Genomic DNA, 26,493 nt, shown 5'->3' on the forward strand with positions numbered 1-26,493 from the left:
CCGGCAGGCTGGTCGGATGACCGACACGGACAACCGCGAAAAGACCGCACTCGAACAGGCCATCAGCAAGGGCCAGGCGGGTGAGGGCGACATGAACAGCGTGCTCGCCGAGTTCGTCAACGCCCAGGTCGTCGTCGCCACGGCCACCGACGCGCAGGAGTCGCTGAACGACCTGCAGCCCGTGCTCTTCGACCGCGAGGGCGTGCCCATGCTGGCCGCCTTCACCCACGTCGACATGATCGGCGAGCAGGTCAGGGGCGTCGCCGAGTTCTCGGCGACCCTCCCGGCGGCCGAACTCGTCCAGGCCATCCCGGCCGAGACCGGCCTCGTCGTCAACCCGGGCAATCGCGAGGGCTTCGAGATGCTGCCCGAGGGCGTCGCCCAACTGGCGGACGACGTGCGCAAGCTCGTCGCCGAGCACGAGGCGGCCGGTTCGCCCGAGCCCGGGCAGCCCTCCCGCGCCGTCTGACGCACCCGCACGACCCCACGACGCCCCGACCGCACCCGGTCGGGGCGTCCGTCGTCGTCCGGGTGGCCCGGATCGCGTGAGATCCCGAAACCTGCGTGTCACACGACGACGCTAGGCTGGCGCCACAATCGAACATCGGGCCACGAACACGTCGCGGGAGAGCCCCGGTGCGCAGAGACTGCGCCGACCGGGCACCGAAGGAGCAAGCTCCCCGCCAATCTCTCAGGTACGCGTACCGCGACGGACTGGCCACTCTGAAAAGCAGGAGGCGCGAGGCGGTCGACAGACCCCCTCGCCGGTCCTCGCCCACGGTGAAAACCGGCCTCGGCCGGTGAAGCTCTCAGGCCCATGACAGAGGGGGAGCCCCGACCGGCGGACCGCCGGACGGGGCTGCCCCGTCGTGCCCCATCCGCACGACACCGTTCCCGGCCGAGACACCAGGCGGCCGGTCCGTCCCTCTCAGGAGCACGATGTCCGACGCAGCCTCGAACCTTCCCGCCGCCCCCGGGCCCGACGACGACGACCTCGGCGGTGCCGAGGCGTCCGCCGCGCTCGACGGCGACGTCGTCCTCTCCGACGACGGCACCGAGGGCATCGCCACCGGGCCGGGCGACGCCCACGACCTGACCGGTACCGACGAGCCCGACGAGCGCTACAGTCCGTTGCACGGGGTCCACGTCGCCGCCGGCGCCGTCTTCACCGACTTCGCGGGGTGGCAGATGCCGGTCCGCTACGACTCCGACCTCGCCGAGCACCACGCCGTCCGCACCGCCGCGGGGCTCTTCGACCTCTCGCACATGGCCGAGATCGCCGTGGTGGGGCCCGACGCCGGCGCGTTCCTCGACCACGCCCTGGCCGGCACCCTCTCGACCATCGCCGTCGGGCGGGCGAAGTACTCGCTCCTGCTCGCCGCCGAGGGCGGGATCGTCGACGACCTGGTCGTCTACCGCCTCGACGAGCACGACTTCCTGGTCGTGGCCAACGCGGGCAATCGCGAGGCGGCGTTCGCGGCGTTGGCGACCCGCGCCTCCGGGTTCGACGTCACCGTGGACGACGAGAGCGACGACACTGCACTGATCGCGGTCCAGGGGCCCGAGAGCGAGGGCGTGCTCGACGAACTCGTCACGGCCGACCGCCTCCAGCCCGACGCCCCGCTGTCCACGCTGCGGTACTACCGCGTGCTGCAGGCCACCTTCGACGACGCCCCCGTGCTGATCGCGCGCACCGGGTACACCGGCGAGGACGGCTTCGAGCTCTACGTCGACCCCGAGACCGCCCCGTCGCTGTGGGCCGCGATCGCCGAGGCCGGCGGACCCCGGGGGATCGTCCCCGCGGGGCTGGCCAGCCGCGACACGCTCCGTCTCGAGGCCGGCATGCCGCTCTACGGCCACGAACTCGGCCTCGACGTCCGCCCCGACCAGGCCGGGCTCGGCCGGGTCGTCGACACCTCGAAGGACTTCGTCGGGCGCTCGAACGTCGAGCCCGCCGCCGGCGCCCGCGTCCTCGTCGGACTGACGCTCACCGGGCGCCGGGCCGCCCGGGCGGGCTACCCGGTCGTCACCGACGACGGCACCGTCGTCGGCGAGGTCACGAGCGGCGCGCTGTCGCCCACCCTCGGCCACCCGGTGGCCATGGCCTACGTCGACCCCGACGTCGTCGACCGCGGTCCCGCCCTGGCCGTCGACGTCCGCGGCACCGCCGTCGCCGCCACCGTCGTCCCGCTGCCCTTCTACAAGCGCTCCTAGGCACCCCCTCCCTCGAAAGGACCGGCCATGACCGATCTCACCGCACTGAAGTACACCGCCGAGCACGAGTGGCTCCTGATCGACGGCGACACCGCCACCGTGGGCATCACCGACTACGCCGCCGACAAGCTGGGCGACGTCGTCTACGTCGACCTGCCCGCCGAGGGCACCGAGGTCGAGACCGGCACGGTCGTCGGCGAGATCGAGTCGACCAAGTCGGTCGGCGAGCTGTTCGCCCCCGCGCTCGGCACGGTCCTCGAGGCCAACCAGGCCGTCGTCGACAGCCCCGACCTCGTCAACAGCGACCCGTTCGGCGACGGCTGGCTCATCAAGATCACCCTGTCGTCGACCGACGGCCAGGGCCTGCTCTCGCGCGACGAGTACGTCGCGCTGACCGCCGAATGAGCGCCGAGCAGACGGGCGGGTCCGTCTTCGGCGGCTGGTCCGACCAGGTCGCCACCGGCTTCGTCGACCGCCACGTCGGCACCACCCCGGACGACCAGGCGACCATGCTCGCCGCTGTCGGGCACGACAGCCTCGAGTCGCTCGTCGCGGCCGCCGTGCCCGACGCGATCCACGCCGCGCCCGTCGAGGGCAGCGTGCTGCCCGAGCCGATCGGCGAAGAAGAGGCGCTCGCCGAGCTGCGGGCCCTCGCGGGGCGCAACCGCGTCTCGCGCAGCCTCCTCGGTCTCGGGTACTACGACACCGTCACCCCGGCCGTCATCCAGCGCAACGTGCTCGAGAACCCCAGCTGGTACACCGCCTACACGCCGTACCAGCCCGAGATCTCGCAGGGTCGACTCGAGGCCCTCATCAACTTCCAGACGATGGTGGCCGAGCTGACCGGGCTCTCGACCGCCAACGCGTCGATGCTCGACGAGGGCACGGCCGTCGTCGAGGGCATGCTGCTGGCCCGCCGTGCGTCCAAGGCGAAGACCGACGTCTTCGTCGTCGACAGCGACACCTTCCCGCAGACCAAGGCCCTGCTCGCCGGCCGCGCCGAGGCCGTCGGGATCGAACTCGTCGAGCTCGACCTCTCGGTGCTCGACCCCGCCGAGCTGCCCGAGTCGTTCGGCCTCTTCGTCCAGTACCCCGCGGCGTCCGGGTCCGTCTGGAGCCCGCGTGCCGTCGTCGAGGCGGCCCACGCCCAGGGCGGTCTGGCCGTCGTCGCCGCCGACCTGCTCGCGCTCACGCTGATCGAGGCACCCGGCGAGTTCGGGGCCGACGTCGCCGTGGGCACCAGCCAGCGCTTCGGCGTGCCGATGGGCTTCGGCGGTCCGCACGCGGGCTACATGGCCGTCCGCACGGGGCTCGAGCGTCAGCTGCCCGGGCGCCTGGTCGGGGTCTCGCAGGACGCCGTCGGGCAGCCCGCCTACCGCCTCAGCCTGCAGACCCGCGAGCAGCACATCCGTCGCGAGAAGGCCACGTCGAACATCTGCACCGCACAGGTGCTGCTCGCCGTGATGGCGTCGATGTACGCGGTCTACCACGGCCCCTGGGGGCTGCGGCACATCGCGACGCGCGTGCACGGCCACGCCTCCGACCTGGCGGCCGCCATCGGGGCGAGCGAGCTCGAGCTCGAGCGGGATTCGTTCTTCGACACCCTCCAGGTCTTCGTCCCGGGTCGGGCGGCCGAGATCGTCGCCGCGGCACACGCTCGGGGCTACCTGCTGCACGCCGTCGACGACGACTGCGTCCGTCTCTCGTTCGACGAGACCACGACGCGGGACGACGTCCGGGTCGTCGCCGAGGTGCTCGGCGTCGAGCTGCTCGACGATGCCGCACCCTCGGGCCTGCAGGAGGCGCTGCTGCGGACGAGCGACTACCTCACGCACCCGGTCTTCCGCACCCACCGCAGCGAGACCAGCATGATGCGCTACCTCAAGCACCTGGCCGACAAGGACTACGCGCTCGACCGCGGGATGATCCCGCTCGGCAGCTGCACGATGAAGCTCAACGCGGCGACCGAGATGGCCGCGGTCACCTGGCCCGAGTTCGCCGGCGTGCATCCGTTCGCCCCGGCCGACGACGTGGCGGGGTACCTCGACCTGATCGGTCAGCTCGAGGGATGGCTGGCCGAGGTCACGGGCTACGACACGGTCTCGCTGCAGCCCAACGCCGGCAGCCAGGGCGAACTCGCGGGTCTCCTCGCGATCCGCGGTTACCACCTGTCGAACGGCGACGGCGAGCGGACGGTGTGCCTGATCCCGCAGAGCGCGCACGGCACGAACGCGGCCAGCGCGGTGCTCGCGGGCATGCGCGTCGTCGTGGTGGCCTGTGACGAGGGCGGCAACGTCGACCTCGACGACCTGCGCGCCAAGGTCGAGCAGCACGCGGCCCAGCTCGCGGCGCTCATGATCACCTACCCGTCGACGCACGGCGTGTACGAGCACGACATCGTCGCCCTCACCGACGCCGTGCACGCGGCCGGAGGCCAGGTCTACGTCGACGGGGCGAACCTCAACGCCCTGCTCGGGGTGGCGCGCTTCGGCGACTTCGGCGGCGACGTCTCGCACCTCAACCTGCACAAGACCTTCTGCATCCCGCACGGTGGGGGCGGTCCGGGCGTGGGTCCGGTCGCGGCCAAGGCCCACCTCGCGCCCTTCCTGCCCGGTCACCCGATGGCCCAGCAGGCCGACCGTCGCACGGGTTCGGCCCCCGCGGCCGAGGGGGACCGTCTCGCCCACGCCGGCGTGCCCGTCTCGAGTGCTCCGTACGGGTCGCCGAGCATCCTGCCGATCAGCTGGGCCTACGTGCGCATGATGGGCACCGAGGGCCTCACCCGGGCGACCGGGGCGGCCGTCCTGGCGGCCAACTACGTCGCCGCCCGCCTCCGCGAGCACTTCCCCGTGCTGTACGCGGGCGAGAACGGCCTCGTCGCGCACGAGTGCATCCTCGACCTGCGGCCGTTGCGCGACGCGACCGGGGTCACCGTCGACGACGTGGCCAAGCGCCTCATCGACTACGGCTTCCACGCCCCGACCATGTCGTTCCCCGTCGCGGGCACCCTCATGGTCGAGCCGACCGAGAGCGAAGACCTCGCCGAGATCGACCGCTTCGTCGACGCGATGATCGCGATCAAGGGCGAAGCCGACGCCGTGGCAGCCGGTCGGTACACCGCCGAGTCGAGCCCGTTGCGCGGTGCGCCCCACACGGCCGAGTCGGTCGTCGTGGGCGAGTGGACCGCCGAGTACGGCCGCGAAGAGGCCGTGTACCCGGTCCGCTCGCTCGTGCGCAGCAAGTACTGGCCGCCGGTGCGTCGCATCGACCAGGCCTACGGTGACCGCAACCTGTTCTGCAACTGCCCGCCGGCCGAGGCGTTCGCCTAGATCGCGTCCGGCGCCGACCGCGCCTCGGACGGGAAACCGCCAGCACCCGATCCCGTCGAGTGCTGGCGGTTCCCTCTGGGTCCCTCGGGCGTCGGCCGCCGAGTGTCGCGGAGGGCGTTCACGTAGCGGCGACCGTCCCGATCGACGCCCGGGGGACAGCTCACGCTGTGTGGCTAGCTCGGGGTGCTCCGACCCGTGGGTCCATCAGACTCGCCCCCCGAACGAGTGTCAAGACCCAGTTCCGCCCGCGAGCGTCCCCGGACGATCCGTCCCGGTGCGTCAGGACGGCAGCCCGAAGAGGGTGGGGAAGGTCGTCGCGGCCCACGGGTAGCCCACGAAGACGGCCGCGTCCATCAGGACGTGCGCGACGACGAGCGGCAGCACCCGGCCGAACCGTACGTAGAGCCAGCCGAAGGCGACGCCCATGACCACGTTGCCGACGAAGGCGCCGAACCCCTGGTAGAGGTGGTAGCTGCCGCGGAGCAGGGCCGCCGTCACGATGATCGACCACGTGCGCCAACCGAGGTCGCGGAGGCGCGCGAAGAGGTACGCGACGACGATCACCTCCTCGGTCACCCCCGCGCGCACCGCCGACAGCAGCAGCACGGGGACGGTCCACCAGTGCTCGCCGAGGTTCGTCGGCACGACGGTGACCGTCAGGTCGAGCGCCTTGCCCACGAGGTAGAGGCCGATGCCGGGGATGCCGATGGCGAGGGCCAGCCCGACGCCGCCGAGGGTGTCCCGTCCGGCACGCGAGAAGTCGACGCCGAGACGTCCCAGGTGGGGTCGCTCCTCGCGCCACAGCAGGAAAGCCACGAGCGCCACCGGCACGAGGTCCACCGCGACGCCGAGCACCTGGTAGGCGAGGTCGAAGAACTCCCGACTGCTCAGTGGTGAGTTCAGCGTGGCGGTCTGCTGCGAGAGGGCGGTCTGCTGGGTGAGCCGGTTGACGATCGAGAGCACCGAGTACACGGCCGACGCGCCGAGCGAGAGGCCGAGGACGATCGCGATCTCGACCCGGAGGCGCGCTCGGGTCATCGGGGCCGGGCGCGGTGCGAGGGCATCGCGTGGTGTCACGGCGGAGGCGGGGTCCTGGGGGCGGCTCACGGGGGCGATCGTACGGGACCGGCGTGGGTGGGCCGACCCGCGCCTCCTGCCGTGGCGGAGAACAATACCTGCCAGGTGGCGGATTTCTCGCAGCCGATTCATGCGAACTTCAAGCCCCACGCGCAACGAACCGGGTGCCGACGCAACGATTCGGCGAGTTGGTTTCCGTCGTGTAACCGTTGACGCCGGGGTTTGGTGATGCCCGAACGGGGTGCCTAGGCTCACACCATCCAACGCGGCACGGCCCCTGGGCACAGTGCTGCGTCCTTTCCCGCATCAGGAGGAACATTGAAGAAGACGCGCATGGGCCTGTCGGCCGTCGCCGTCGTGGGGACGGCAGCACTCGTCCTCACCGGTTGCGCCAGCGGCAGCGGGGACGACGACACGTCGTCCGGTGACGCTACCGCGATCATCAAGACGAACGGCACCGAGCCCGAGAACCCGCTCGTCCCGTCGAACACCACCGAGACCGGTGGTGGCCGCATCGTCACCTCGATCTTCGCCGGTCTCGTCAGCTACAACGCCGACGGCACCACCAAGAACGAGGTGGCCGACAGCATCGAGAGCGACGACGCCACCGTGTGGACCGTCACGCTCAAGGACGGCTGGAAGTTCACCGACGGCACCGACGTCACGAGCGAGTCGTTCACGAAGGCCTGGAACTGGGCGGCGAGCTTCGACAACGTCGCGAACTCGTCCGGCAGCTCGTTCTTCGAGAACTTCAAGGGCTACAGCGACACCGAGCAGAGCGACCTCGACCTCACCGTCGAGAGCCCGACCGAGTTCACGGTGACGCTCAACACCCCCGAGGCCGACTTCCCGCTGCGCCTCGGCTACTCGGCCTACTCGCCGCTGCCCGAGTCGTTCTACGCCGACCCCGCCGCGTTCGGCGAGAACCCGGTCGGCAACGGCCCGTACATGCTCGACGGTGAAGGCGCCTGGACGCACAACCAGGGCATCAAGCTCAAGACGAACCCCGACTACGACGGCAACCGCAAGCCGAAGAACGGCGGGCTCGACATCAACTTCTACACCTCGCTCGACTCGGCCTACGCCGACGTGCAGGGTGGCAACCTCGACGTGCTCGACCAGATCGGCCCGGCGGCGTTCCAGACGTACCAGAGCGACTTCCCCGACACGAACGTCAACCAGCCCGCCGCGGTCTTCCAGGGCATGACGATCCCGCAGTACCTCGCTCACTTCGGTGACGACGAAGAGGGCGACCTGCGTCGTCAGGCCATCTCGATGTCCATCAACCGCGACGACGTCACGAAGGTCATCTTCCAGGGCACGCGGACGCCGGCCAAGGACTTCACCTCGCCCGTCATCCCCGGTTACACCGACGAGCTCGAGGGTGAGAGCGTCCTCTCGTTCGACGCCGACAAAGCCAAGGACCTCTGGGACCAGGCCGACGCGATCTCGCCCTACGGCGACACCACGTTCACCATCGGCTACAACTCCGACGGTGGACACCAGGAGTGGGTGGACGCGGTCACCGCGAACATCTCGAAGACGCTGGGCATCAAGGCCGAGGGCAAGCCGTACCCGACCTTCGCCGAGTTCCGCACCGACGCCTCGGGTGGTGCCATGACCGGCGCCTTCCGTTCGGGTTGGCAGGCCGACTACCCGTCGCTCTACAACTTCCTGTACCCGACGATGGCCACCGACGGCAGCTCGAACGACGGCAAGTACTCGAACCCCGAGTTCGACGACCTGCTCGCCGAGGGCAGCGCCGCGAGCGACGTGGACGACGCGAACGCCTCGTACCAGAAGGCCCAGGAGGTCCTGCTCAAGGACCTGCCGATCATCCCGCTGTGGTACGCGAACGTCAACGGCGTCTGGGCCGACACGGTGAGCAACGTCGAGTACGGCTGGGACTCCGTGCCGATCTACGAGAACATCACCAAGTAACCAAGTAAGGTCGTCGCTCACGCGCTCGACCGACGCTCGACGGGGTCCGGGCAGTGTTCGCACTGTTCGGACCCCTTCGGCGGGCCCACCCACCTCTCCCTCCACACGATTGCGATAACGATGCACGCGCAGACGTCCGAGGAAGCCTGATGCTCTGGTACACCGGACGCCGGCTCCTCCAACTGATCCCCGTCTTCTTCGGGGCGACGTTCCTCATCTACTTCATGGTCTTCGCGCTGCCCGGTGACCCCGTGGCGGCGCTGTTCGGCGACAAGACCCCGTCGCCGGCCGTCATCGAGGCCATCCGCGCCGAGTACAACCTCGACCAACCGTTCATCGTGCAGTACCTGCTGTACATCGGCGGCCTGTTCACCGGCGACCTCGGCACGACCTTCTCCGGGCGCCCCGTGGTCGACGAGCTGATCCGCGCGTTCCCGATCACGTTCCGGCTCGCGATGCTCGCCCTGCTCTTCGAGGCCGTCGCCGGCATCGTCGTGGGCCTGATCGCCGGGCTCCGCAAGGGCAAGCTCTTCGACACGAGCGCCCTCGTCGTCAGCCTGCTGCTCATCTCGGTGCCGACGTTCGTCATCGGCTTCCTGCTGCAGTACGTCTTCGGCATCCAGCTCGGCCTGTTCCGCACGACGGTCAGCTCGCAGGCGCCCTGGGACGAACTCGTCCTGCCGGCCATCGTGCTCGCCTCGGTGTCGTTCGCTTACATCGTCCGCCTGACCCGCGCCTCCGTGTCCGAGAACTCGAGCGCGGACTTCGTGCGTACCGCGTCGGCGAAGGGCCTCACCCGTGGCCGCGTCGTCACGGTGCACATCCTGCGCAACTCGCTCGTCCCCGTGGTCACCTACCTCGGCGTCGACATCGGTTCGCTGATGGTCGGTGCCATCGTCACCGAGGGAATCTTCAACATCCAGGGCGTCGGCGGAACCGTCTACCGGGCGATCACGCTCGGCGAGGGCCCCACCGTCGTCTCGTTCGTCGCCGTGATGGTGATCATCTTCATGATCGCCAACCTCCTCGTCGACCTGCTGTACGCCCTTCTCGACCCGAGGATCCGCTATGCCAAGTAACGACTCGTCGGCGTTGTCCGCCGACCACTTCGTCGCCGATCTCGACGAGACGCCCGTCAAGGCCGTCGACGCGATCGACGAGTCCGAGAAACCCCGCAGCAGCTGGAACGACGCGTGGGACGCCATGAAGCGTCGCCCGACGTTCTGGATCGCGGCGTTCCTCATCGTCGTCGTCATCACGGTGGCGCTCTTCCCCGGGCTGTTCACCAGCGTCTCGCCGACGGCCGCCGACCTGCCCCGCAGCAACGAGGGCCCGTCGGCCGGGCACCTGCTCGGTTTCACCTTCCAGGGAACCGACGTGTTCGCCCGCATCGTCTGGGGCACCCGTGCCTCGTTGACCGTCGGACTGCTGGCGACGATCATCGTCACGATCGTCGGCATCGTCATCGGGTCGCTCGCCGGGTTCTACGGCGGATGGCTCGACGCGATCGTCTCGCGCCTGGGCGACATCTTCTTCGCGATCCCCACCGTCCTCGGTGCCATCGTGTTGATGTCCATCCTGCCGACCAGGACGCCCCTCACCGTGGCCCTCGTGCTGTCGGTGTTCGCCTGGCCCCAGATCGCGCGCGTCATGCGTGGCTCGGTCCTCAGCGCCCGGGCCGCCGACTACGTCACGGCCTCCGCGGCGCTCGGCGTGTCCCGCTTCCGCATCCTGGTCCGACACGTCGTGCCGAACGCCATCACCCCGGTCATCGTCGTGGCGACCGTCTCACTCGGCACGTTCATCGTGGCCGAGGCGACGCTGTCGTTCCTCGGCATCGGGCTGCCGCCGAGCACCATGTCCTGGGGCAACGACATCAACGCCGCACGCAACTCGCTCCGCGTCGCGCCGATGCCCCTCTTCTGGCCCGCCGCGGCGTTGTCCGTGACGGTGCTGTCGTTCCTCCTCATGGGCGACGTCGTGCGCGACGCCCTCGACCCGAAGGCGAGGGCACGTCGATGACCGACACCTCAACCCGACCCGAGACGGCGGGCACCGCGTCGTCCTCGACGCCCCTGCTCGAGATCAAGGGCCTGAAGATCGGCTTCAAGACGCAGGCCGGGTACGTCGACGCCGTGCGCGGGGTCGACCTGACGATCCGCCAGGGCGAGAGCCTCGCGATCGTGGGCGAGTCCGGCTCGGGCAAGTCGACGACCGCCACGTCGATCATCGACCTGCTGCCCGGAACGGGAGAGGTCACCGGCGGCCAGATCCTCTTCGAGGGCAAGGACCTCACGAAGGTCAGCGCGTCCGAGATGCAGGCCATCCGTGGTCGCGACATCGGCTACGTGCCGCAGGACCCCATGTCGAACCTCAACCCCGTCTGGAGCATCGGCTTCCAGGTCGAGGAGGCCATCCGGGCGAACGGCGTCGCGACCGGCAAGCAGGCCGTGCGCCAGCGAGCCATCGACGTCCTGAAGGAGGCCGGGCTCAACGACGCGGGCGACCGCCTCAAGCAGTTCCCCCACCAGTTCTCGGGCGGCATGCGCCAGCGTGTTCTGATCGGCATCGGCCTGTCGTCGCGGCCCAAGCTCCTGATCGCCGACGAGCCCACCTCGGCCCTCGACGTGACCGTCCAGCGCCGCATCCTCGACCACCTCGAGACCCTGACCCGCGACTACGGCACCTCGGTGCTCTTCATCACGCACGACCTCGGCCTCGCCGCCGAACGGGCCGAGAAGCTCGTCGTCATGTACAAGGGTCGCGTCGTCGAGTCGGGGCCGTCCAAAGAGATCCTCGCCAATCCTCAGCACCCCTACACGCAGCGACTCGTCGCCGCCGCTCCTTCGCTGGCCAGCCAGCGCATCCAGTCGAGCATCGCACCCACGCACTCCCACGGGCTCGCGATCTCCGACGAAGGCGCCGACGACGCCGAGCTCATCGCTCGCGCCCGTCAGCGCGAGGAGGCCGGCAAGAAGGACTCCGAGTACATCTCGGTGACGAACCTGTCCAAGGTCTACAAGATCCGCCAGGGCGGCTTCAAGACGACCGACCTCCGGGCCGTCGACGACGTGTCCTTCTCGATCCCGCGGGGCACGACGATGGCGCTCGTGGGCGAGTCCGGTTCGGGCAAGTCGACCGTGGCCAAGCTCGTGCTCCAGCTCGAGTCGATCACCTCGGGCACCGTCGCGGTCGGCGGCCAGAGCGTCGGGGCGCTGAAGGGCCGCGAGCTCTTCGACTTCCGTCGTCGCGTCCAGCCGGTCTTCCAGGACCCCTACGGCTCTCTCGACCCGATGTACAGCGTGGGCAACACCATCGCCGAACCGCTCGTCACGCACGGCATCGGCGACCGGGCCAGCCGTCAAGCCCGCGTCCGCGAGTTGCTCGACCAGGTGTCCCTGCCCGCGTCGACGGTCAACCGGTACCCGAACGAGCTCTCCGGTGGTCAGCGCCAGCGCATCGCCGTCGCTCGGGCGCTCGCCCTCAAGCCCGACGTCATCGTCCTCGACGAGGCGGTCTCGGCACTGGACGTCCTCGTCCAGGGGCAGATCCTCGACCTGCTCACCGACCTGCAGACCGAACTCGGGCTGACCTACCTCTTCATCACGCACGACCTCGCCGTCGTCCGCCTCATCGCGGACAACGTCAGCGTCATGCAGAAGGGTCGCGTCGTCGAGGCCGGCACCACGGACGACATCTTCGCGAACCCGGCGCAGCAGTACACCCGCGAACTGCTCGAGGCGATCCCCGGCGCGAACTTCGAGTTCGGCCGGTAGTCGACCCGCGCCTCCTGGTGTCGAAGGGGCCCCTCCGCCGTGCCGAGAGCACGGCGGAGGGGCCCCTTTACCACGTGCCGTAGACTGTTCTCGCCGGGCTCCGACCCGACCACTTCCCCCTCTCTCTTCTCGTAAGGAATACATCCATGGCGACTGCCATCCGCAGCGACCTGCGCAACGTGGCGATCGTGGCCCACGTCGACCACGGCAAGACGACCCTCGTCGACGCCATGCTCAAGCAGACCAACTCGTTCGACGCGCACTTCGACACCGAAGACCGCATGATGGACGGCAACGAGCTCGAGCGCGAGAAGGGCATCACGATCCTCGCGAAGAACACCTCGGTGCTCTACAACGGTGCCCACGCGACCGACGGCCCCATCACCATCAACGTCATCGACACCCCCGGCCACGCCGACTTCGGCGGTGAGGTCGAGCGCGGCCTGTCGATGGTCGACGGCGTCGTGCTGCTCGTCGACGCGTCCGAGGGCCCTCTGCCCCAGACGCGCTTCGTGCTGCGCAAGGCCCTCGCGGCCAAGCTGCCCGTCATCCTGCTGGTCAACAAGACCGACCGCCCCGATGCGCGCATCGACGAGGTCGTCGCCGAGAGCCAGGACCTCCTCCTCGGTCTCGCCAGCGACCTGAGCGAAGAGGTCGACGACCTCGACCTCGACGCCATCCTCAACGTCCCCGTGGTCTACGCCTCGGGTCGCAACGGCGCCGCGTCGACGAACAAGCCCGACGACGGCTCGCTCCCCGACAACCCCGACCTCGAGCCCCTCTTCGAGGCGATCCTCACGCACGTGCCGGCACCGCGCTACGACGACGAGCACCCCCTTCAGGCGCACGTCACCAACCTCGACGCCTCGCCGTTCCTCGGTCGTCTCGCGCTCCTCCGCGTCTTCCACGGCACCCTGCAGAAGGGCCAGACGGTCGCCTGGGTCAAGTCCGACGGTTCCGTCCAGAACGCACGCATCACCGAGCTGCTGATCACGAAGGCCCTCAGCCGCTACCCCGCCGAGAGCGCGGGCCCCGGCGACATCGTCGCCGTCGCCGGCTTCGACACCATCACCATCGGCGAGACGCTGTCCGACCCCGACGACGTGCGCCCGCTGCCGACCATCACGGTCGACGACCCGGCCATCTCGATGACCATCGGCACGAACACCTCGCCGATCATCGGCAAGGTCAAGGGCCACAAGCTGACCGCCCGCATGGTGAAGGACCGCCTCGACCGCGAACTGGTCGGCAACGTCTCGCTCAAGGTCCTCGACGTCGGTCGTCCCGACGCGTGGGAGGTCCAGGGTCGCGGCGAGCTCGCACTGGCCATCCTCGTCGAGCAGATGCGCCGTGAGGGCTTCGAGCTCACCGTCGGCAAGCCGCAGGTCGTCACGCGTCGTGACGAGAACGGCAAGCTCCAGGAGCCGTTCGAGCACATGACCATCGACGTGCCCGACGAGTACCTCGGCGCCGTGACGCAGCTCATGGCCGCCCGCAAGGGCCGCATGGAGAACATGGCGAACCACGGCTCGGGCTGGGTCCGCATGGAGTTCATCGTCCCCTCGCGCGGCCTGATCGGCTTCCGCACGCAGTTCCTCACCGACACGCGCGGCACCGGCATCGCCAACGGCATCAGCCACGGCTACGGCCCCTGGGCCGGCGAGATCTCGACCCGCACCAACGGCTCGATCATCGCCGACCGCTCCGGCGTCGTCACCCCCTTCGCGATCATCAACCTGCAGGAGCGCATGTCGTTCTTCGTGCAGCCGACCGAAGAGGTCTACGAGGGCATGGTCGTGGGCGAGAACTCGCGCGCCGACGACATGGACGTCAACATCACCAAAGAGAAGAAGCTGACCAACATGCGTCAGTCGACGGCCGACAACTTCGAGTCGATGACGCCCTCCAAGGTGCTCTCGCTCGAAGAGGCCCTCGAGTTCGCCGGTGACGACGAGTGCGTCGAGGTCACCCCCGACGCGATCCGCATCCGCAAGGTCGAGCTCGACGCGAGCGCCCGCCAGCGCAGCACCGCTCGCCTGAAGAAGCAGAACGCGTAAGCAGCACCGCTCCACAGCACCACCCATCGAGGAGGCGGTCCGCACCACTGCGGGCCGCCTCCTTCGTGCATCGTCGGCACGTTCCACGCCCGCCCTCAGCGACCGCGGTTAGCCTCGCGAGGTGCTGATCCAGAAGACGCCCCTTGCCCGCTCCGCCGCCACGCTCGCGCTGGCGGCCGGCCTCGTGACCGGCCTCACGGCCTGCGGCGCGGGCTCGCCCGTCGACAACATCGTGGGTGGCGCGGTCGACAGCGGCATCGAGAGCCTCAAGGGCACCGCGCAGAAGGCCGTCGAGGACGCCGCCGGGGAGGCGCTGAACGGTGCCGGCATCACGACCGACGGCACCCTGCCCGCGAGTTTCCCGACCGAGGTCCCGCTCGTCCCCGGGACGACCCGCGGTGGGGGAGCCGGTCCCGACGGCACCGGCTGGGTCGCCCAGATCGCCGTCTCGGGTGCCGACCAGTTCACCGTCGCCCAGCAGCAGCTCGAGGCCGCCGGGTTCACGGCCTCCGGGGTCGACACCGACGCGGAGAGCGGCTTCGGCACGTTCACGGGTACCGCCTACCGCGTCGTGCTCACCGTCTCGACCGACAGCGAGGGCAAGGCGATCGCCACCTACGTCGTCACGTCCGTCTGAGCGACCGCGGCGCATCCCGACGGACTGCGCGGGTCCCGCGGGTCTCGGCGAGTCCCGGGGCCCGACGGTCGCGTCAGGCGAAGAGGGTCTCGCCCACCCAGCCGTCCTGGGACGCCCCCGGTGGAACGGCGAAGATGCCCGATCCGACGTGCTTCACGTACTCGTTCATCCGGTCGTTCCGCGACAGCGCCTGCTGGATGGGCACGTACTGCCGCCGCGGGTCCCGGTTGAAGGCGATGAAGAACAGCCCGGCGTTGAGGCGGCCGAGTTCGTCGTTGCCGTCGACGAAGTTGTAGCCGCGGCGCAGCAGCGTGGCCCCGTCGTTGTTCTGGGGGTGCGCCAGGGCGACGTGCGAGTCGGGTGCGATGGCCGGCCCGTCACCGGTCGGGCCGGCGACGGCGAAGTCGGGGGCCGTGAACTCGGTGCCGCCCGAGAGCGGAGCCCCCTCGCCCTTGTCCCGACCCACGACCGTCTGCTGCTCGGCCAGCGAGGCGTGGTCCCACGTCTCGATCGTCATGCGGATCTTGCGCGCGACGAGGTACGAGCCGCCGCTCATCCACCCGGCGCCGTCGGACGCGGTCGCCCAGACGCCGTCCTCCACCGCGGTGACGTCCTCGGCCTTGACGTTGGCCGTGCCGTCCTTGAAGCCGAAGAGGTTGCGGGGCGTCGTCTGGCCACGGGTCGTCGACGAGGTCCGACCGAATCCCAGCTGCGACCACCGCAGGGAGGCGCGGCCGAAGGCGATCCGCGAGAGGTTGCGAATCGCGTGCACCGCGACCTGCGGGTCGTCGCTGCAGGCCTGTACGCACAGGTCGCCGCCGCTCGCGGCCGCCACGAGCTGGTCGCCCGAGAAGTGGGGCAGGTCGACGAGGGCTGGAGGCCGCTTCGAGGCGAGCCCGAAACGGTCGGTGCCGTCGCTCGTGGTGAACAGCGACGGACCGAACCCGATCGTCACGGTCAGCCCGGCCGCGGGCAGACCCGTGGCCTCGCCCGTGTCGTCCGGAGGTGCCAGGGGGCTGCCGCCCGTGGCGCCCGTCGGGCTGACGTCGAGGCCGGCCGTCAGCCTCGACGCGGCGTAGCTCCAGTCCTTCAGCAGCTCGACGAGTTCGGCGCGGGAGACCCCGTCGGCGACGTCGAACGAGGCGAAGTGCAGGCGGTCCTGCGCGGCGGTGACGATGCCCGACTGGTGCCGACCGAAGAACGGGTACGACGGCGAGGCCCCGGAGGACCCGTCGGCGTGGGCCTGCACGGCTCGGTCCGTGCCGATTCCGACCCCGAGGCCGAGGACGCCGGCTCCGACGCCCGTCCCGACGAGCCCCAGCAGACCGCGGCGCGAGAGGCCGCCTCCCTCCGTCACCGTCAGGCGACCAGCGCGGAGGTCAGCTCGCTGAGCGGCTCGCTGAGGGCGCTGACGGCATCCGACAGCTTCTTCTTGTCGGCGTCGGTCAGGTCGGTGTACGACGGGTACCCCGTGTCGAGGCTGCCGTATCCCGCGAGCAGCGTCTCGACCTTCGTCAGCCGGGCGTCGATGGAGGTCGCCAGCTCGGGGTCCTTCTGGTCGACGATGTCGCGCACGCCGTCGAACGCCACCCGGGCGCCCTCGAGGTTTCCCTGGAAGTCGTAGAGGTCGGTGTGCGACCAGATCTCTTCCTCGCCGGTGATCTTGCCGGTGGCCACCTCGTCCATCAGGCCGACCGCGCCGTTGGCGATCGCGTCGATCCCGACCGTGAAGTCGTCCGCGGTGACCTCGTCGTAGAGGTCCTTCGCGTCGCTCGTCAGCAGGCCGGCGTAGTGGGCACGTTCGTCGGCCGTCAGGGGGACGTACGCCGCGCCTCCGTTCTCGGACGCCGCGGGCTGCCAGAGGTCCTTCTCGATGCGGTGCCATCCGGTCCACTCGGTGCCGGCTTCGACGTCGGCCTCGCGGAAGTCGATCTTCGGGTCGAGGTCGCCGAACGACTCGGCCACCGGCTCGATGCGCTCGTAGTGCGCCCGCGCCGACGGGTAGAGCGACCGGGCCTTCTCGTCGTCGCCGGCGGTGTACGCGGCGAGGAACTCGTCGGTCGCCGTGACGAGCTGCCCGGTCTGGTCCTTCACGTAGCCCACGTACGCCGTCGCCGCGGCGTCGATCTGCTGCTTCTCGCTGCCCGTCGCCTCGACGGCCGTGCCCGAGTCGGTCACCGTGAAGGAGGCGCGGACGCCTTCTCCGACGAGTCCCGGGACGCAGGCGGTGTAGTAGTCGCCGGCCGGCACCGAGACCGTCATCGAGCCCGTCGTGCCGGGGCCGATGTTCTCCTTCTCACTGATGATGCGGAGACCGTCGTCGGCGAGCAGTTCGAACTCGCTGTTGTCGCTGCCGGTGTTCGTCATGGTGAACGTGACGGGGCCGCTCGGGACCGAGGTGGTCGAGAGCGAACACGTGTCGTCGGAGCCGTCGACGGTCACGGCGGTGGCCGCGGAGGAGCCGGCGGGAGCGTTCGCGACGCAGCCGGTCAGGGCCAGCGCGAGGGCGGCGACGCCCGAGGCGACGGCGAGGGGGCGGAGGGGGCTGGCGATCATCGTGATGCTCCTGCGGTGCGGGGTGACGGGGTGGTCGAGGGGACGGACGTGCCGAGGGTCGCGGACGAGCCGGACGGGGTCGTGGTACCGGGTCGACGTCGGCGGGTCGCCCGCACGAAGAGGGGGACGACGACGGCGAGGTAGGCGAGCCAGACGACGACCTGCAGCCAGCTCGGCGTCGGGGTGAAGTTCACGAGCCCCTGGAGCAGGGTGCCGTACCAGCTGGTCGGCGGAACGGCAGCGCTCACGTCGAAGGCCAGGGAGGCGCGGCCCGGCAGCACGGACGCCTCCTGCAGGTCGCCCACCCCGTAGGCGAGGACGCCCGCCGCGACGACGACGAGGAAGTAGCCGGTCACCCGGAAGAACCGGGCGACGTCGAGGCGGACCACGCCACGGTAGATCGCCACCTGGACGGCGACCGCCGTGACGATGCCGAGGAGCGCACCCACCAGCGGCGTCGCGCCGCCGCCGGTCGACTGCACGGTGGCCCAGACGAAGAGAGCGGTCTCGATGCCCTCGCGACCGACCGAGAGGAAGGCCAGCGCGACGACCGCCCAGGCGCCGCCCCCGAGGGCTCGCTCGAGGCCCGACTCGAGTTCGCCGCGCAGGCCGCGCGCGGTGCGGGCCATCCAGAAGACCATCCAGGTCACGAAGCCCACGGCCACGATCGAGAGACCGCCGCCGATGATCTCCTGGGCTCGGAAGGTCAGCCCGTAGGTGCCGAAGGTGAGCACGGCGCCGAGGCCGAGCGAGAGGACGACCGCGGCGCCCACGCCCAGCCAGAGGCGGGGGAGGACGTCGCGTCGGGCGACCTTGACCACGTAGGCGATGAGGATGCCGACCACGAGAGCGGCCTCGAGGCCCTCTCGGAGTCCGATGAGGTAGTTGGCGAGCACGGGGACGGCTTTCTCGGGGGAGTGGAGCTCGTCGTCGAGCAGGATGAGGATCAGGGACGCGGTCGACCGGTCGGACCGCAGAGGGACCGAACGGGCTGGTATGGTTAGGCTAACCTCACTAAGGGCACCCTGAGCCAGACCGACAGTAGTGCGGCGCGGCATATCCTGTCCAGTGATGAACTCCTCCGCCTCGCCGACGCCCGCGTCGCCCTCGACCGCCGGCGACCCTCGGCTCGAGCGCGTGCTCTTCGTCCACGCCCACCCCGACGACGAGACCATCACCACGGGTGGCACCATCGCCGCGATGGTCGAGGCCGGTGCCGCGGTCACCGTCGTGACCTGCACCCGGGGCGAACTGGGCGAGGTGATCCCCGACGACCTCGCCGCCCTCCGGGCCGACCAGGCCGCCCTCGCCGTCCACCGCGAGGGCGAGATCGCCGCCGCCATGCGAGACCTCGGCGTCGACGACCACCGGTTCCTCGGTTCGGCCGGTGCCCGCACGCCGGGGCTCCCCGAACGGGTCTATCGCGACAGCGGCATGGTCTGGCGGTCGGACGGCGTGGCCGGGCCGACGCCCGACCTGCACCCCGCGGCGTTCTGCGCCGCCGAGTTCGGCGAGGTCGTGAGCGACCTGTCGGCCGTCGTCCAGTCCGTGCGCCCGACCGCGATCATCAGCTACGACGAGGACGGCGGGTACCACCACCCCGACCACGTCCGGGCCAACCGGGTCGCCGTGCGTGCCGCCCGCCTCGTCGGCGTGCCGTTCTTCGCGATCGTGGCCGGTGCCGAGTCGGCCGTGGGGGCGGAGGCCGAGGCCCTCGCCACCGACGACACCGTGCTGACGACCGACACGCGTCACGTGGCTCCTCGCAAGCTCGCCGCACTCCGCGACCACCGCAGTCAGGTCGAGGTCGTCGACCTCCCGGGTGGCCAGGCCGGCATCCGGTTCCCGCACGGCGCCGTCGAGCCCGTGACGGTCCGCGAGTCGTTCCGCTTCGTGCCCGAGCCGACGGTGGACGAGGGCGATTCCGAGATGGCCCGGATGACGACGGGCGGACGCGTCGTCGCGCTCGTCCTGGCGCTCGCCGCCGGGGCCGTGTTCGGCACCATCGGCACCGTCATGCACCAGTCGACGATCACCGTCGCCGGCTCGCCGTTCTGGTCCGGGCTCGTGCTCGCGTTGCTCATGAGCCTCACGCTCCTCGCCGGTCTCCGCTCGGTCTTCGGCTCGCGGGCGATGGCCGGGGCTGCCGCCGTCGGTCTCATCGGGGCGCTCGTCGTCCTGTGGCAGGCGAGTCCCGGGGGGTCGATCCTCGTGCCCGACAACACGCCCGCCCTGGTCTGGCTCGGCGGAGTGTTCCTGATCTGCCTCGTGGTGCTGGGGTGGCCGCGATTGCGGGGCCCGGCCGCCGGGGGAGCGACGCCGCCCCGCGACGCGGCCCGCGCCTCCTCGGTCGAGGCACAGCCGGCAGACGATAAGCTGGACGCCCTGCCCGACGCGAAGGGAACCCCCCAGACGTGACGTACGTGATCGCACTTCCCTGTGTCGATGTCAAAGACCGTGCCTGCATCGACGAGTGCCCCGTCGACTGCATCTACGAGGGCGAACGCTCGCTCTACATCCACCCCGACGAATGCGTCGACTGCGGTGCGTGCGAGCCCGTCTGCCCGGTCGAGGCCATCTACTACGAAGACGACCTGCCCGACAAGTGGGCCGAGTACTACAAGGCCAACGTCGAGTTCTTCGACGAGATCGGTTCCCCCGGCGGCGCGGCCAAGGTCGGCGTCATCGCCAAGGACCACCCCGTGATCTCGGCGTTGCCCCCTCAGGGCGCCGGCGCCTAGGACGGCCCCCGTGGCGCTCGACCTGCCCGAGTTCCCCTGGGACGCCCTGGTGCCGTACGCGGCCACCGCCCGGCGCCACCCCGGAGGCATCGTCGACCTCAGCGTCGGTTCGCCCGTCGATCCGACGCCCGAGGTCGTCCGTGAGGCCCTCGCGGTCGCGACCGACGCCCACTCGTACCCGCAGGTCGCCGGCACCCCGGCCCTGCGGTCGGCCATCTCGGAGTGGTACGCGCGTCGCCGAGGGGTGGCCGGACTCGGCGACGCGAACGTCCTGCCGACCATCGGCTCGAAAGAACTCATCGCCGGCATGGCCCTCTGGCTGGGCATCGGCCCGGGCGACACGGTGGTCTACCCGACGAACGCCTACCCGACCTACGCGCTCGGCGCCGCCCTCGTCGGCGCGACGGCCCTCGCCTCCGACGACCCCGCCGAGTGGCCCGTCTCGACGAAGCTGGTCTGGTTGAACAGCCCGGGCAACCCCGACGGGGCCGTGCTCGGCTTCGAAGCCCTCCGCGCCGCCGTGGCCCGTGCGCGCGAACTCGGTGCCGTGATCGCCGGCGACGAGTGCTACGCCGAACTCGGGTGGACGGGCGAGTGGGCCGACCGCCCCACGCCCTGCATCCTCGACCCACGCGTGGTCGGCGACGACCTCCGCGGCGTCGTCTCGGTCTACTCGCTCAGCAAGCAGTCGAACCTCGCCGGGTACCGCGCGGGCTTCGTCGCGGGCTGCGACCACGTGCTCGGGCAGCTCCTCGCCGTGCGCAAGCACGCGGGCCTCATGCCGCCGGCCCCGGTGCAGCAGGCCATGGTCGTCGCCTTGGCCGACGAGGCCCACGTGGTCGAGCAGAAGGCGCGGTACGCGGCCCGCAGAGCGCGCCTCCTGCCCGCTCTCGAGGCAGCGGGGTTCCGCATCGATCGCAGCGAGGCCGGCCTGTACCTCTGGGCCACGCGGGACGAGGACGCCTGGGCCTCGGTGTCCTGGCTCGCCGAGCGTGGCGTGCTCGTCGCCCCGGGGTCGTTCTACGGGCCCGCCGGTGATCGCCACGTCCGAGTGGCGCTCACGACGACCGACGAGCGCATCGACGCCGCCGTGGGGCGACTCGGCGGCTGACCGCTAGGCTGACCGGGTGACTGACACTGCCAACGACGCCCAGAAGGCCACGCTGCAGTTCCCGGGGGGAACAGCCGAGTTCCCGATCGTCGCGAGCACCGAGGGTGCCTCGGCGATCGACATCTCGACGTTCACCAAGCAGACCGGTTACACGACCCTCGACACGGGTTTCGTGAACACCTCCAACGCCCGAAGCACGATCACCTACATCGACGGTGATCAGGGCATCCTGCGCTACCGGGGCTATCCGATCGAACAAGTCGCCGAGAACTCGACCTACCTCGAGACGGCCTGGCTGTTGATCTACGGCGAACTGCCCACCCCCGACCAGCTCGCCGACTTCGACGCGCGCATCCGGCGGCACACGCTGCTGCACGAAGACCTGCGCCGCTTCTTCGACGCCCTGCCGCACAACGCCCACCCGATGTCGGTGCTGTCGAGCGCGGTCGGTGCACTGTCGACGTTCTACGAAGACAGCATGAGCGTGCACGATCCCGAGCAGGTCGAGCTCCAGACCGTCCGACTGCTGGCGAAGCTGCCGGTCATCGCGGCGTACGCGCACAAGAAGAGCCTCGGCCAGGCGTTCCTCTACCCCGACAACTCCCTCAGCTTCGTCGACAACTTCCTCAAGCTGAACTTCGGCACGATGGCCGAGCCGTACGAGGTGAACCCCGTCCTGTCGAAGGCGCTCGAACGCCTGCTCATCCTCCACGAGGACCACGAACAGAACGCGTCGACCTCGACCGTGCGTCTCGTCGGCTCGACGCAGGCCAACATGTTCTCGTCGATCTCGGCCGGCATCAGCGCCCTCTACGGGCCGCTGCACGGCGGGGCCAACGAGGCCGTCCTCAAGATGCTCGCCGAGATCCGCGACAGCGGCCAGGGTGTCGAGCGCTTCGTCGAGCGGGTCAAGAACAAAGAGGCCGGCGTCAAGTTGATGGGCTTCGGCCACCGGGTCTACAAGAACTACGACCCGCGCGCCAAGCTCGTCAAGGAGAGCGCCACCGAGGTGCTCGAGTCGCTCGGCGTGAAGGACGACCTGCTCGACATCGCGATGGAGCTCGAGGGCATCGCCCTGGCCGACGACTACTTCGTCGAGCGCAAGCTCTACCCGAACGTCGACTTCTACACGGGCGTCATCTACAAGGCGATGGGGTTCCCGCCCCGCATGTTCACGGTGCTCTTCGCCATCGGTCGCCTCCCCGGCTGGATCGCCCACTGGCGCGAGATGAACACCGACCCGACGACCAAGATCGGCCGCCCCCAGCAGTTGTACCTGGGCGCGACCGAACGCGATTGGCCGCAGCGCTAGTCCGCAGGAACGATCGGCACGACGCGAGGGGGTGGGCACGACGCCGGGTTCAGACCTGGGGTCGTGCCCACCCCTTTCGGTCGTGGTGCTCCTCGAAGACCTACGCGTGCAGCTGCGAGTTCAGCGTGATGCCGTGGCCCTTGCGGGGCAGCACCTCGACGGCGCCGGTCAGCGAGTTGCGGCGGAAGAGCAAGCCCGGCTGGCCCGAGAGCTCGACGGCCTTGACCGTCTGCGGCGAACCGTCGTTGGTCGGGGTGCCGCCCACGACGACGACCTTGGTGCCCGCCGTCACGTAGAGCCCGGCCTCGACGACGGTGTCGTCGCCGATCGCGATGCCGATGCCGGCGTTGGCGCCGAGCAGGGCGCGGGCGCCGATCGTCACCCGCTGGGTGCCGCCGCCCGACAGCGTGCCCATGATCGAGGCTCCGCCGCCGATGTCGGACCCGTCACCCACGACGACGCCCTGGGAGATGCGGCCCTCGACCATGGACGACCCGAGCGTGCCCGCGTTGAAGTTCACGAACCCCTCGTGCATGACCGTGGTGCCGGGGGCCAGGTGGGCACCGAGCCTCACCCGCGACGCGTCGGCGATGCGGACGCGGTCGGGCGAGACGTAGTCGAGCATGCGGGGGAACTTGTCGATGCCGGTCGCGACGATGCCGGCACGCTGCAGCCTCGGACGGAGCCGTGCGAAGTCGTCGGGATGGACCGGCCCCGCGTTCGTCCAGGTGACGATGGGCAGGTGCGCGAACACGCCGTCGAGGTTGACCGTGTTGGGCTCGACGAGGAGGTGGCTCAGCAGGTGCAGTCGCAGGTACGCGTCGGGCGTGGACGCAGGAGGCGCGCTCAGGTCGATCTCGACGGTCACCGGGACGAGGTCGACCGCGCGGCGCTCGTCGGGTCCGGCCGCGTCGGCCAGCTCGGCCGGGACGATCTCGGGGTCACGGTCGGCCGGGAGGGTGCCGAGCCGGGGGGAGGGGAACCAGGTGTCGAGCGTGGTGCCGTCGTGCGAGACGGTCGCGAGGCCGTACCCGTAGGCGTGGGTCGGGGCGGTGGCGGTGGCGTCGGAAGTCATGGACCCGAGCGTATCGGCAGCCGCCGACGGACCGCTTCGGAGGTGACCCGTGCCCTGGCCCCGTAAACTCGCCCGCATGGCACCGATCGACCTCTCCGTCTCGCCCGTCGACGTCACCAGGCAGCTCTGCGACATCCGGTCGGAGTCGGGTGACGAACGGCTCGTCGCCGACGAGATCTGGGCCACGCTCGACGGTTGCGACCACCTCGAGTTGTTCCGCGACGGCGACGCGATCGTCGCCCGGACCCGGCTCGGCCGGGCCTCGCGGGTCGTCATCGCCGGTCACATCGACACGGTGCCGATCAACGACAACGTGCCCACGCGCTACGAGACCGAGGACGGGGTCGACTACCTCTGGGGTCGCGGCACCGTCGACATGAAGGCCGGCTGTGCCGTCCACCTGAGGCTCGCGGTCGAGTTGACCGAGCCCGGCGTCGACGTCACCTGGGTCTGGTACGACCACGAAGAGGTCTCCGACGCCCTGAACGGCCTGGGCCGCCTCGCGCGCGTCCGACCCGACCTGTTGGCCGGCGACTTCGCCGTCCTGGGCGAACCGAGCAACAGCGGGGTCGAGGGGGGCTGCAACGGCAACCTGCGCGCCGAGATCCGCACCTTCGGCGCCCGCTCGCACAGCGCCCGCTCGTGGGTCGGCGACAACGCCATCCACAAGGCCGCGCCGATCCTCGACGTGCTGGCGGCCTACGAGGCGCGAGAGGTCGAGGTCGACGGGCTCGTCTATCGCGAGGGCCTCAACGCCGTGGGCATCACGGGCGGCGTGGCCGGCAACGTCATCCCCGACGAGTGCATGGTGCACGTCAACTACCGGTTCGCCCCGAGCCGCAGCGGCGACGAGGCCGTCGCCCACGTCCGCGAGCTCTTCGAGGGCTTCGACGTCACGATCGTCGACCTCGCCCCCGGGGCCCGGCCCGGTCTGGACGCCCCGCTGGCACAGCAGTTCCTGCGTGCCGTGGGCGGCGAGGCCAAGCCCAAGTACGGGTGGACGGACGTCGCGCGGTTCTCCGCGCTCGGCGTCCCCGCGGTCAACTACGGTCCCGGTGACCCGATGCTGGCCCACCACGACGACGAGCGGGTGCCCGTGCAGCAGATCCTCGACAACGAGCGCGGACTGCGGGCGTGGCTGACGGCCTGACCGTCGACGACGCGAGTCGCGCCTCCTCGTCCCCGTCGACGCGGCACGATCCCCGACGACCGACCTCGGCGTCGAGGCCCCTCTTGCTGCGCTACCGGCTCACGCCGTGGTGGGCCCGGGTGCTCGTGGTGTTCGTCCTGTCGCGCGTCGTCAGCACGATCGCGCTGCTCACCTTCGCCGGTGCCCAGCAGGCCAACGCCTGGACGCTCGCGAGCCCGGACTACGGCAGCTTCGCCACGATCTGGGACGGTCACTGGTACAACATCATCGCCGTGGTGGGGTACCCGCGCGACCTCCCCATCACCGGCGACGGCCACGTCGGAGAGAACGCCTGGGCGTTCATGCCCGCCTACCCGTTCGTCGTCCGTGGGCTGATGGGCCTGACGGGCCTGTCGTTCGCGGCGCTGGCCGTCGTCGTGTCGGTCGCCTGCGCCGCGGGGACGGCCCTGTTGTTCTACCGCCTCATGCGGCACGCGCTGCCCGAGTCGACCTCGTTGTTCGCGGTCGTTCTGTTCTGCGTGGCGCCCCTGTCGCCGCTGCTGCAGGTGGCCTACGCCGAGTCGATGTTCCTGCTGCTGCTCTGCGCGAGCCTGCTCATGCTGGTGCGGCGGCAGTACCTGGCGATGCTGCCGGTCGTGCTGATCATGTCCTTCACGCGGCCCGGAGCCCTTCCGCTCGCCCTGGCGATCGGTCTGCACGGGTTGCTGCGCTGGTGGCGCCGGCACGACGATCCCTTCCCGGTGCGCGAGCGCGTCCGGGTGGCGGTGTCGGCGGCGGCCACGGGCGTGTTCGGCGTCGCCTGGCTCGGCGTCGCCGGCGCGGTCACGGGGGTGCCGGGGGCGTACACCGAGACCGAACTCGCCTGGCGGGCGCCCTACATCGGCTACGGACCGCTCGTGCCGTTCACCCCGTGGGTCGACGGGGCGAACTGGTGGTTTCCGGGTGGTTCCGGCATCGCCCTCCTCGTGGTCGCGCTCGTGGCGTTCGGAGCCCTGCTGCTGTCGCCGTGGGCACGCCGGACGAGCACCGACCTGAGGCTGTGGGGCGTCGCCTACGGGCTCTACCTGCTGGCGGTGTTCTTCCCGCAGTCCAGCACCTTCCGGCTCCTGATGCCGCTCTTCCCCCTGCTGGGCGTCCTCGCGGTGCCGCGCTCGAAGGTCTACCGGGCGCTGCTCGTCGCCGTGTTCGTGGCGGCTCAGTGGGTGTGGCTCTACTACTGCTGGTGGGTGAACGGGTACGACTGGACGCCGCCCTGATCGGTCGGGGAACGGCGTCGTTTAGGTCGGGGGCCCGAAATCACGGATAATGGGACCAGCAACTTGCGAAAGGGGACTATCTGATGGCAGCCATGAAGCCGAGGACCGGCGACGGGCCTATGGAAGCCGTTAAGGAGGGCCGTCTCATCATCGTGCGTGTTCCGCTCGAGGGTGGGGGACGCCTCGTGGTGTCGGTCAACGACGACGAAGCCAAAGAGTTGCACGACGCCCTCGCCGGCGTCGTCAGCGCCTAGTCGGCCG

The 26,493-nt window shown here is 70.3% G+C and carries 22 protein-coding genes and 1 riboswitch; of the genes, 17 read left to right on the forward strand and 5 right to left on the reverse strand.

The annotated features are described in order from the left end of the window. Positions 1-16: 16 nt before the first annotated feature. From ACVJ1F_RS05410 to gcvP, 4 genes are all read left to right on the forward strand, one after another. Complete coding sequence (locus ACVJ1F_RS05410) at positions 17-469, forward strand: SseB family protein (RefSeq protein ID WP_056048721.1); 453 nt, start codon at positions 17-19, stop codon at positions 467-469. 144 nt (positions 470-613) lie between these two features. After that, a riboswitch (glycine riboswitch) is annotated at positions 614-717 on the forward strand. Between the two features lie 375 nt (positions 718-1,092). Further along, positions 1,093-2,214 carry a glycine cleavage system aminomethyltransferase GcvT gene (gene gcvT, locus ACVJ1F_RS05415; protein ID WP_370274467.1) on the forward strand — a complete coding sequence of 374 codons (1,122 nt, stop codon included), beginning with the start codon at positions 1,093-1,095 and terminating at the stop codon, positions 2,212-2,214. Between the two features lie 27 nt (positions 2,215-2,241). Further along, positions 2,242-2,619 carry a glycine cleavage system protein GcvH gene (gene gcvH / locus ACVJ1F_RS05420; protein ID WP_056048718.1) on the forward strand — a complete coding sequence of 126 codons (378 nt, stop codon included), beginning with the start codon at positions 2,242-2,244 and terminating at the stop codon, positions 2,617-2,619. 104 nt (positions 2,620-2,723) lie between these two features. Beyond that, positions 2,724-5,543: an aminomethyl-transferring glycine dehydrogenase gene (gene gcvP, locus ACVJ1F_RS05425; protein WP_456885248.1), complete on the forward strand. Its 2,820-nt coding sequence runs from the start codon at positions 2,724-2,726 to the stop codon at positions 5,541-5,543. 279 nt (positions 5,544-5,822) lie between these two features. Here the strand turns inward: gcvP and ACVJ1F_RS05430 are convergent, their stop codons facing one another. Next, positions 5,823-6,581, reverse strand: coding sequence for a CPBP family intramembrane glutamic endopeptidase (locus tag ACVJ1F_RS05430; protein ID WP_456885250.1), 759 nt, complete (start codon positions 6,579-6,581; stop codon positions 5,823-5,825). 357 nt (positions 6,582-6,938) lie between these two features. Here ACVJ1F_RS05430 and ACVJ1F_RS05435 point away from each other — a divergent pair, with 357 nt between their 5' ends. From ACVJ1F_RS05435 to ACVJ1F_RS05460, 6 genes are all read left to right on the forward strand, one after another. Beyond that, positions 6,939-8,561 (forward strand): peptide ABC transporter substrate-binding protein, encoded by a 1,623-nt coding sequence (locus ACVJ1F_RS05435; protein ID WP_056048711.1) that lies wholly within the window; start codon positions 6,939-6,941, stop codon positions 8,559-8,561. 149 nt (positions 8,562-8,710) lie between these two features. Then, entirely contained in the window at positions 8,711-9,640 is a 930-nt protein-coding gene (locus ACVJ1F_RS05440; protein WP_043595472.1) for an ABC transporter permease, read from the forward strand. Then, positions 9,630-10,583: an ABC transporter permease gene (locus ACVJ1F_RS05445; RefSeq protein WP_159827126.1), complete on the forward strand. Its 954-nt coding sequence runs from the start codon at positions 9,630-9,632 to the stop codon at positions 10,581-10,583. Before ACVJ1F_RS05440 ends, ACVJ1F_RS05445 begins: the two co-directional genes overlap by 11 nt. Further along, positions 10,580-12,337 (forward strand): dipeptide ABC transporter ATP-binding protein, encoded by a 1,758-nt coding sequence (locus ACVJ1F_RS05450; RefSeq protein ID WP_456885112.1) that lies wholly within the window; start codon positions 10,580-10,582, stop codon positions 12,335-12,337. The genes ACVJ1F_RS05445 and ACVJ1F_RS05450 overlap by 4 nt, the downstream gene beginning before the upstream one ends. Positions 12,338-12,483: 146 nt before the next feature. Beyond that, positions 12,484-14,394: a translational GTPase TypA gene (gene typA / locus ACVJ1F_RS05455; RefSeq protein ID WP_043595466.1), complete on the forward strand. Its 1,911-nt coding sequence runs from the start codon at positions 12,484-12,486 to the stop codon at positions 14,392-14,394. A 121-nt stretch (positions 14,395-14,515) separates the two neighbouring features. Continuing rightward, positions 14,516-15,031 carry a hypothetical protein gene (locus ACVJ1F_RS05460; protein WP_456885114.1) on the forward strand — a complete coding sequence of 172 codons (516 nt, stop codon included), beginning with the start codon at positions 14,516-14,518 and terminating at the stop codon, positions 15,029-15,031. A 73-nt stretch (positions 15,032-15,104) separates the two neighbouring features. Here the strand turns inward: ACVJ1F_RS05460 and efeB are convergent, their stop codons facing one another. From efeB to efeU, 3 genes are read right to left on the reverse strand one after another with little or no spacing between them, the layout of a single operon-like run. Beyond that, positions 15,105-16,394 carry an iron uptake transporter deferrochelatase/peroxidase subunit gene (gene efeB, locus ACVJ1F_RS05465; protein WP_456885252.1) on the reverse strand — a complete coding sequence of 430 codons (1,290 nt, stop codon included), beginning with the start codon at positions 16,392-16,394 and terminating at the stop codon, positions 15,105-15,107. Then, positions 16,391-17,587: an iron uptake system protein EfeO gene (efeO, locus tag ACVJ1F_RS05470; protein WP_456885115.1), complete on the reverse strand. Its 1,197-nt coding sequence runs from the start codon at positions 17,585-17,587 to the stop codon at positions 16,391-16,393. The genes efeB and efeO overlap by 4 nt, the downstream gene beginning before the upstream one ends. Beyond that, positions 17,584-18,483 carry an iron uptake transporter permease EfeU gene (gene efeU / locus ACVJ1F_RS05475; protein WP_456885117.1) on the reverse strand — a complete coding sequence of 300 codons (900 nt, stop codon included), beginning with the start codon at positions 18,481-18,483 and terminating at the stop codon, positions 17,584-17,586. The genes efeO and efeU overlap by 4 nt, the downstream gene beginning before the upstream one ends. 175 nt (positions 18,484-18,658) lie before the next feature. On the opposite strand from efeU, the gene ACVJ1F_RS05480 reads away from it, so the two are divergent. Genes ACVJ1F_RS05480 through ACVJ1F_RS05495 form a run of 4 tightly spaced genes read left to right on the forward strand, consistent with a single transcriptional unit; the run spans position 18,659 to position 22,751 of the window. Further along, positions 18,659-20,005, forward strand: coding sequence for a PIG-L family deacetylase (locus tag ACVJ1F_RS05480; protein ID WP_056048695.1), 1,347 nt, complete (start codon positions 18,659-18,661; stop codon positions 20,003-20,005). Next, positions 20,002-20,328, forward strand: coding sequence for a ferredoxin (gene fdxA / locus ACVJ1F_RS05485; RefSeq protein ID WP_043595461.1), 327 nt, complete (start codon positions 20,002-20,004; stop codon positions 20,326-20,328). The genes ACVJ1F_RS05480 and fdxA overlap by 4 nt, the downstream gene beginning before the upstream one ends. Positions 20,329-20,338: 10 nt before the next feature. After that, positions 20,339-21,439, forward strand: a complete 1,101-nt coding sequence (gene dapC, locus ACVJ1F_RS05490; protein ID WP_456885119.1) for a succinyldiaminopimelate transaminase — start codon at positions 20,339-20,341, stop codon at positions 21,437-21,439. A gap of 16 nt (positions 21,440-21,455) precedes the next feature. Beyond that, the gene (locus ACVJ1F_RS05495; RefSeq protein WP_082460573.1) at positions 21,456-22,751 is read left to right on the forward strand and encodes a citrate synthase; all 1,296 of its coding nucleotides are present in this window, start codon (positions 21,456-21,458) and stop codon (positions 22,749-22,751) included. 100 nt (positions 22,752-22,851) lie between these two features. On the opposite strand, the gene dapD is transcribed toward ACVJ1F_RS05495, so the two are convergent. Beyond that, positions 22,852-23,826, reverse strand: a complete 975-nt coding sequence (dapD, locus tag ACVJ1F_RS05500; protein ID WP_056048688.1) for a 2,3,4,5-tetrahydropyridine-2,6-dicarboxylate N-succinyltransferase — start codon at positions 23,824-23,826, stop codon at positions 22,852-22,854. 76 nt (positions 23,827-23,902) lie between these two features. Between dapD and dapE the strand changes: the two genes are divergently transcribed. The 3 genes from dapE to ACVJ1F_RS05515 all read left to right on the forward strand — a co-directional run bounded on the left by dapE (position 23,903) and on the right by ACVJ1F_RS05515 (position 26,486). Then, positions 23,903-24,976, forward strand: coding sequence for a succinyl-diaminopimelate desuccinylase (gene dapE, locus ACVJ1F_RS05505; protein WP_173152744.1), 1,074 nt, complete (start codon positions 23,903-23,905; stop codon positions 24,974-24,976). Next, the gene (locus tag ACVJ1F_RS05510; protein ID WP_456885122.1) at positions 24,961-26,232 is read left to right on the forward strand and encodes a hypothetical protein; all 1,272 of its coding nucleotides are present in this window, start codon (positions 24,961-24,963) and stop codon (positions 26,230-26,232) included. Before dapE ends, ACVJ1F_RS05510 begins: the two co-directional genes overlap by 16 nt. Before the next feature lie 83 nt (positions 26,233-26,315). After that, positions 26,316-26,486 (forward strand): DUF3117 domain-containing protein, encoded by a 171-nt coding sequence (locus tag ACVJ1F_RS05515; protein WP_071256769.1) that lies wholly within the window; start codon positions 26,316-26,318, stop codon positions 26,484-26,486. Positions 26,487-26,493 lie beyond the last annotated feature (7 nt).

Source organism: Frigoribacterium sp. 2355 (genome assembly GCF_054060695.1).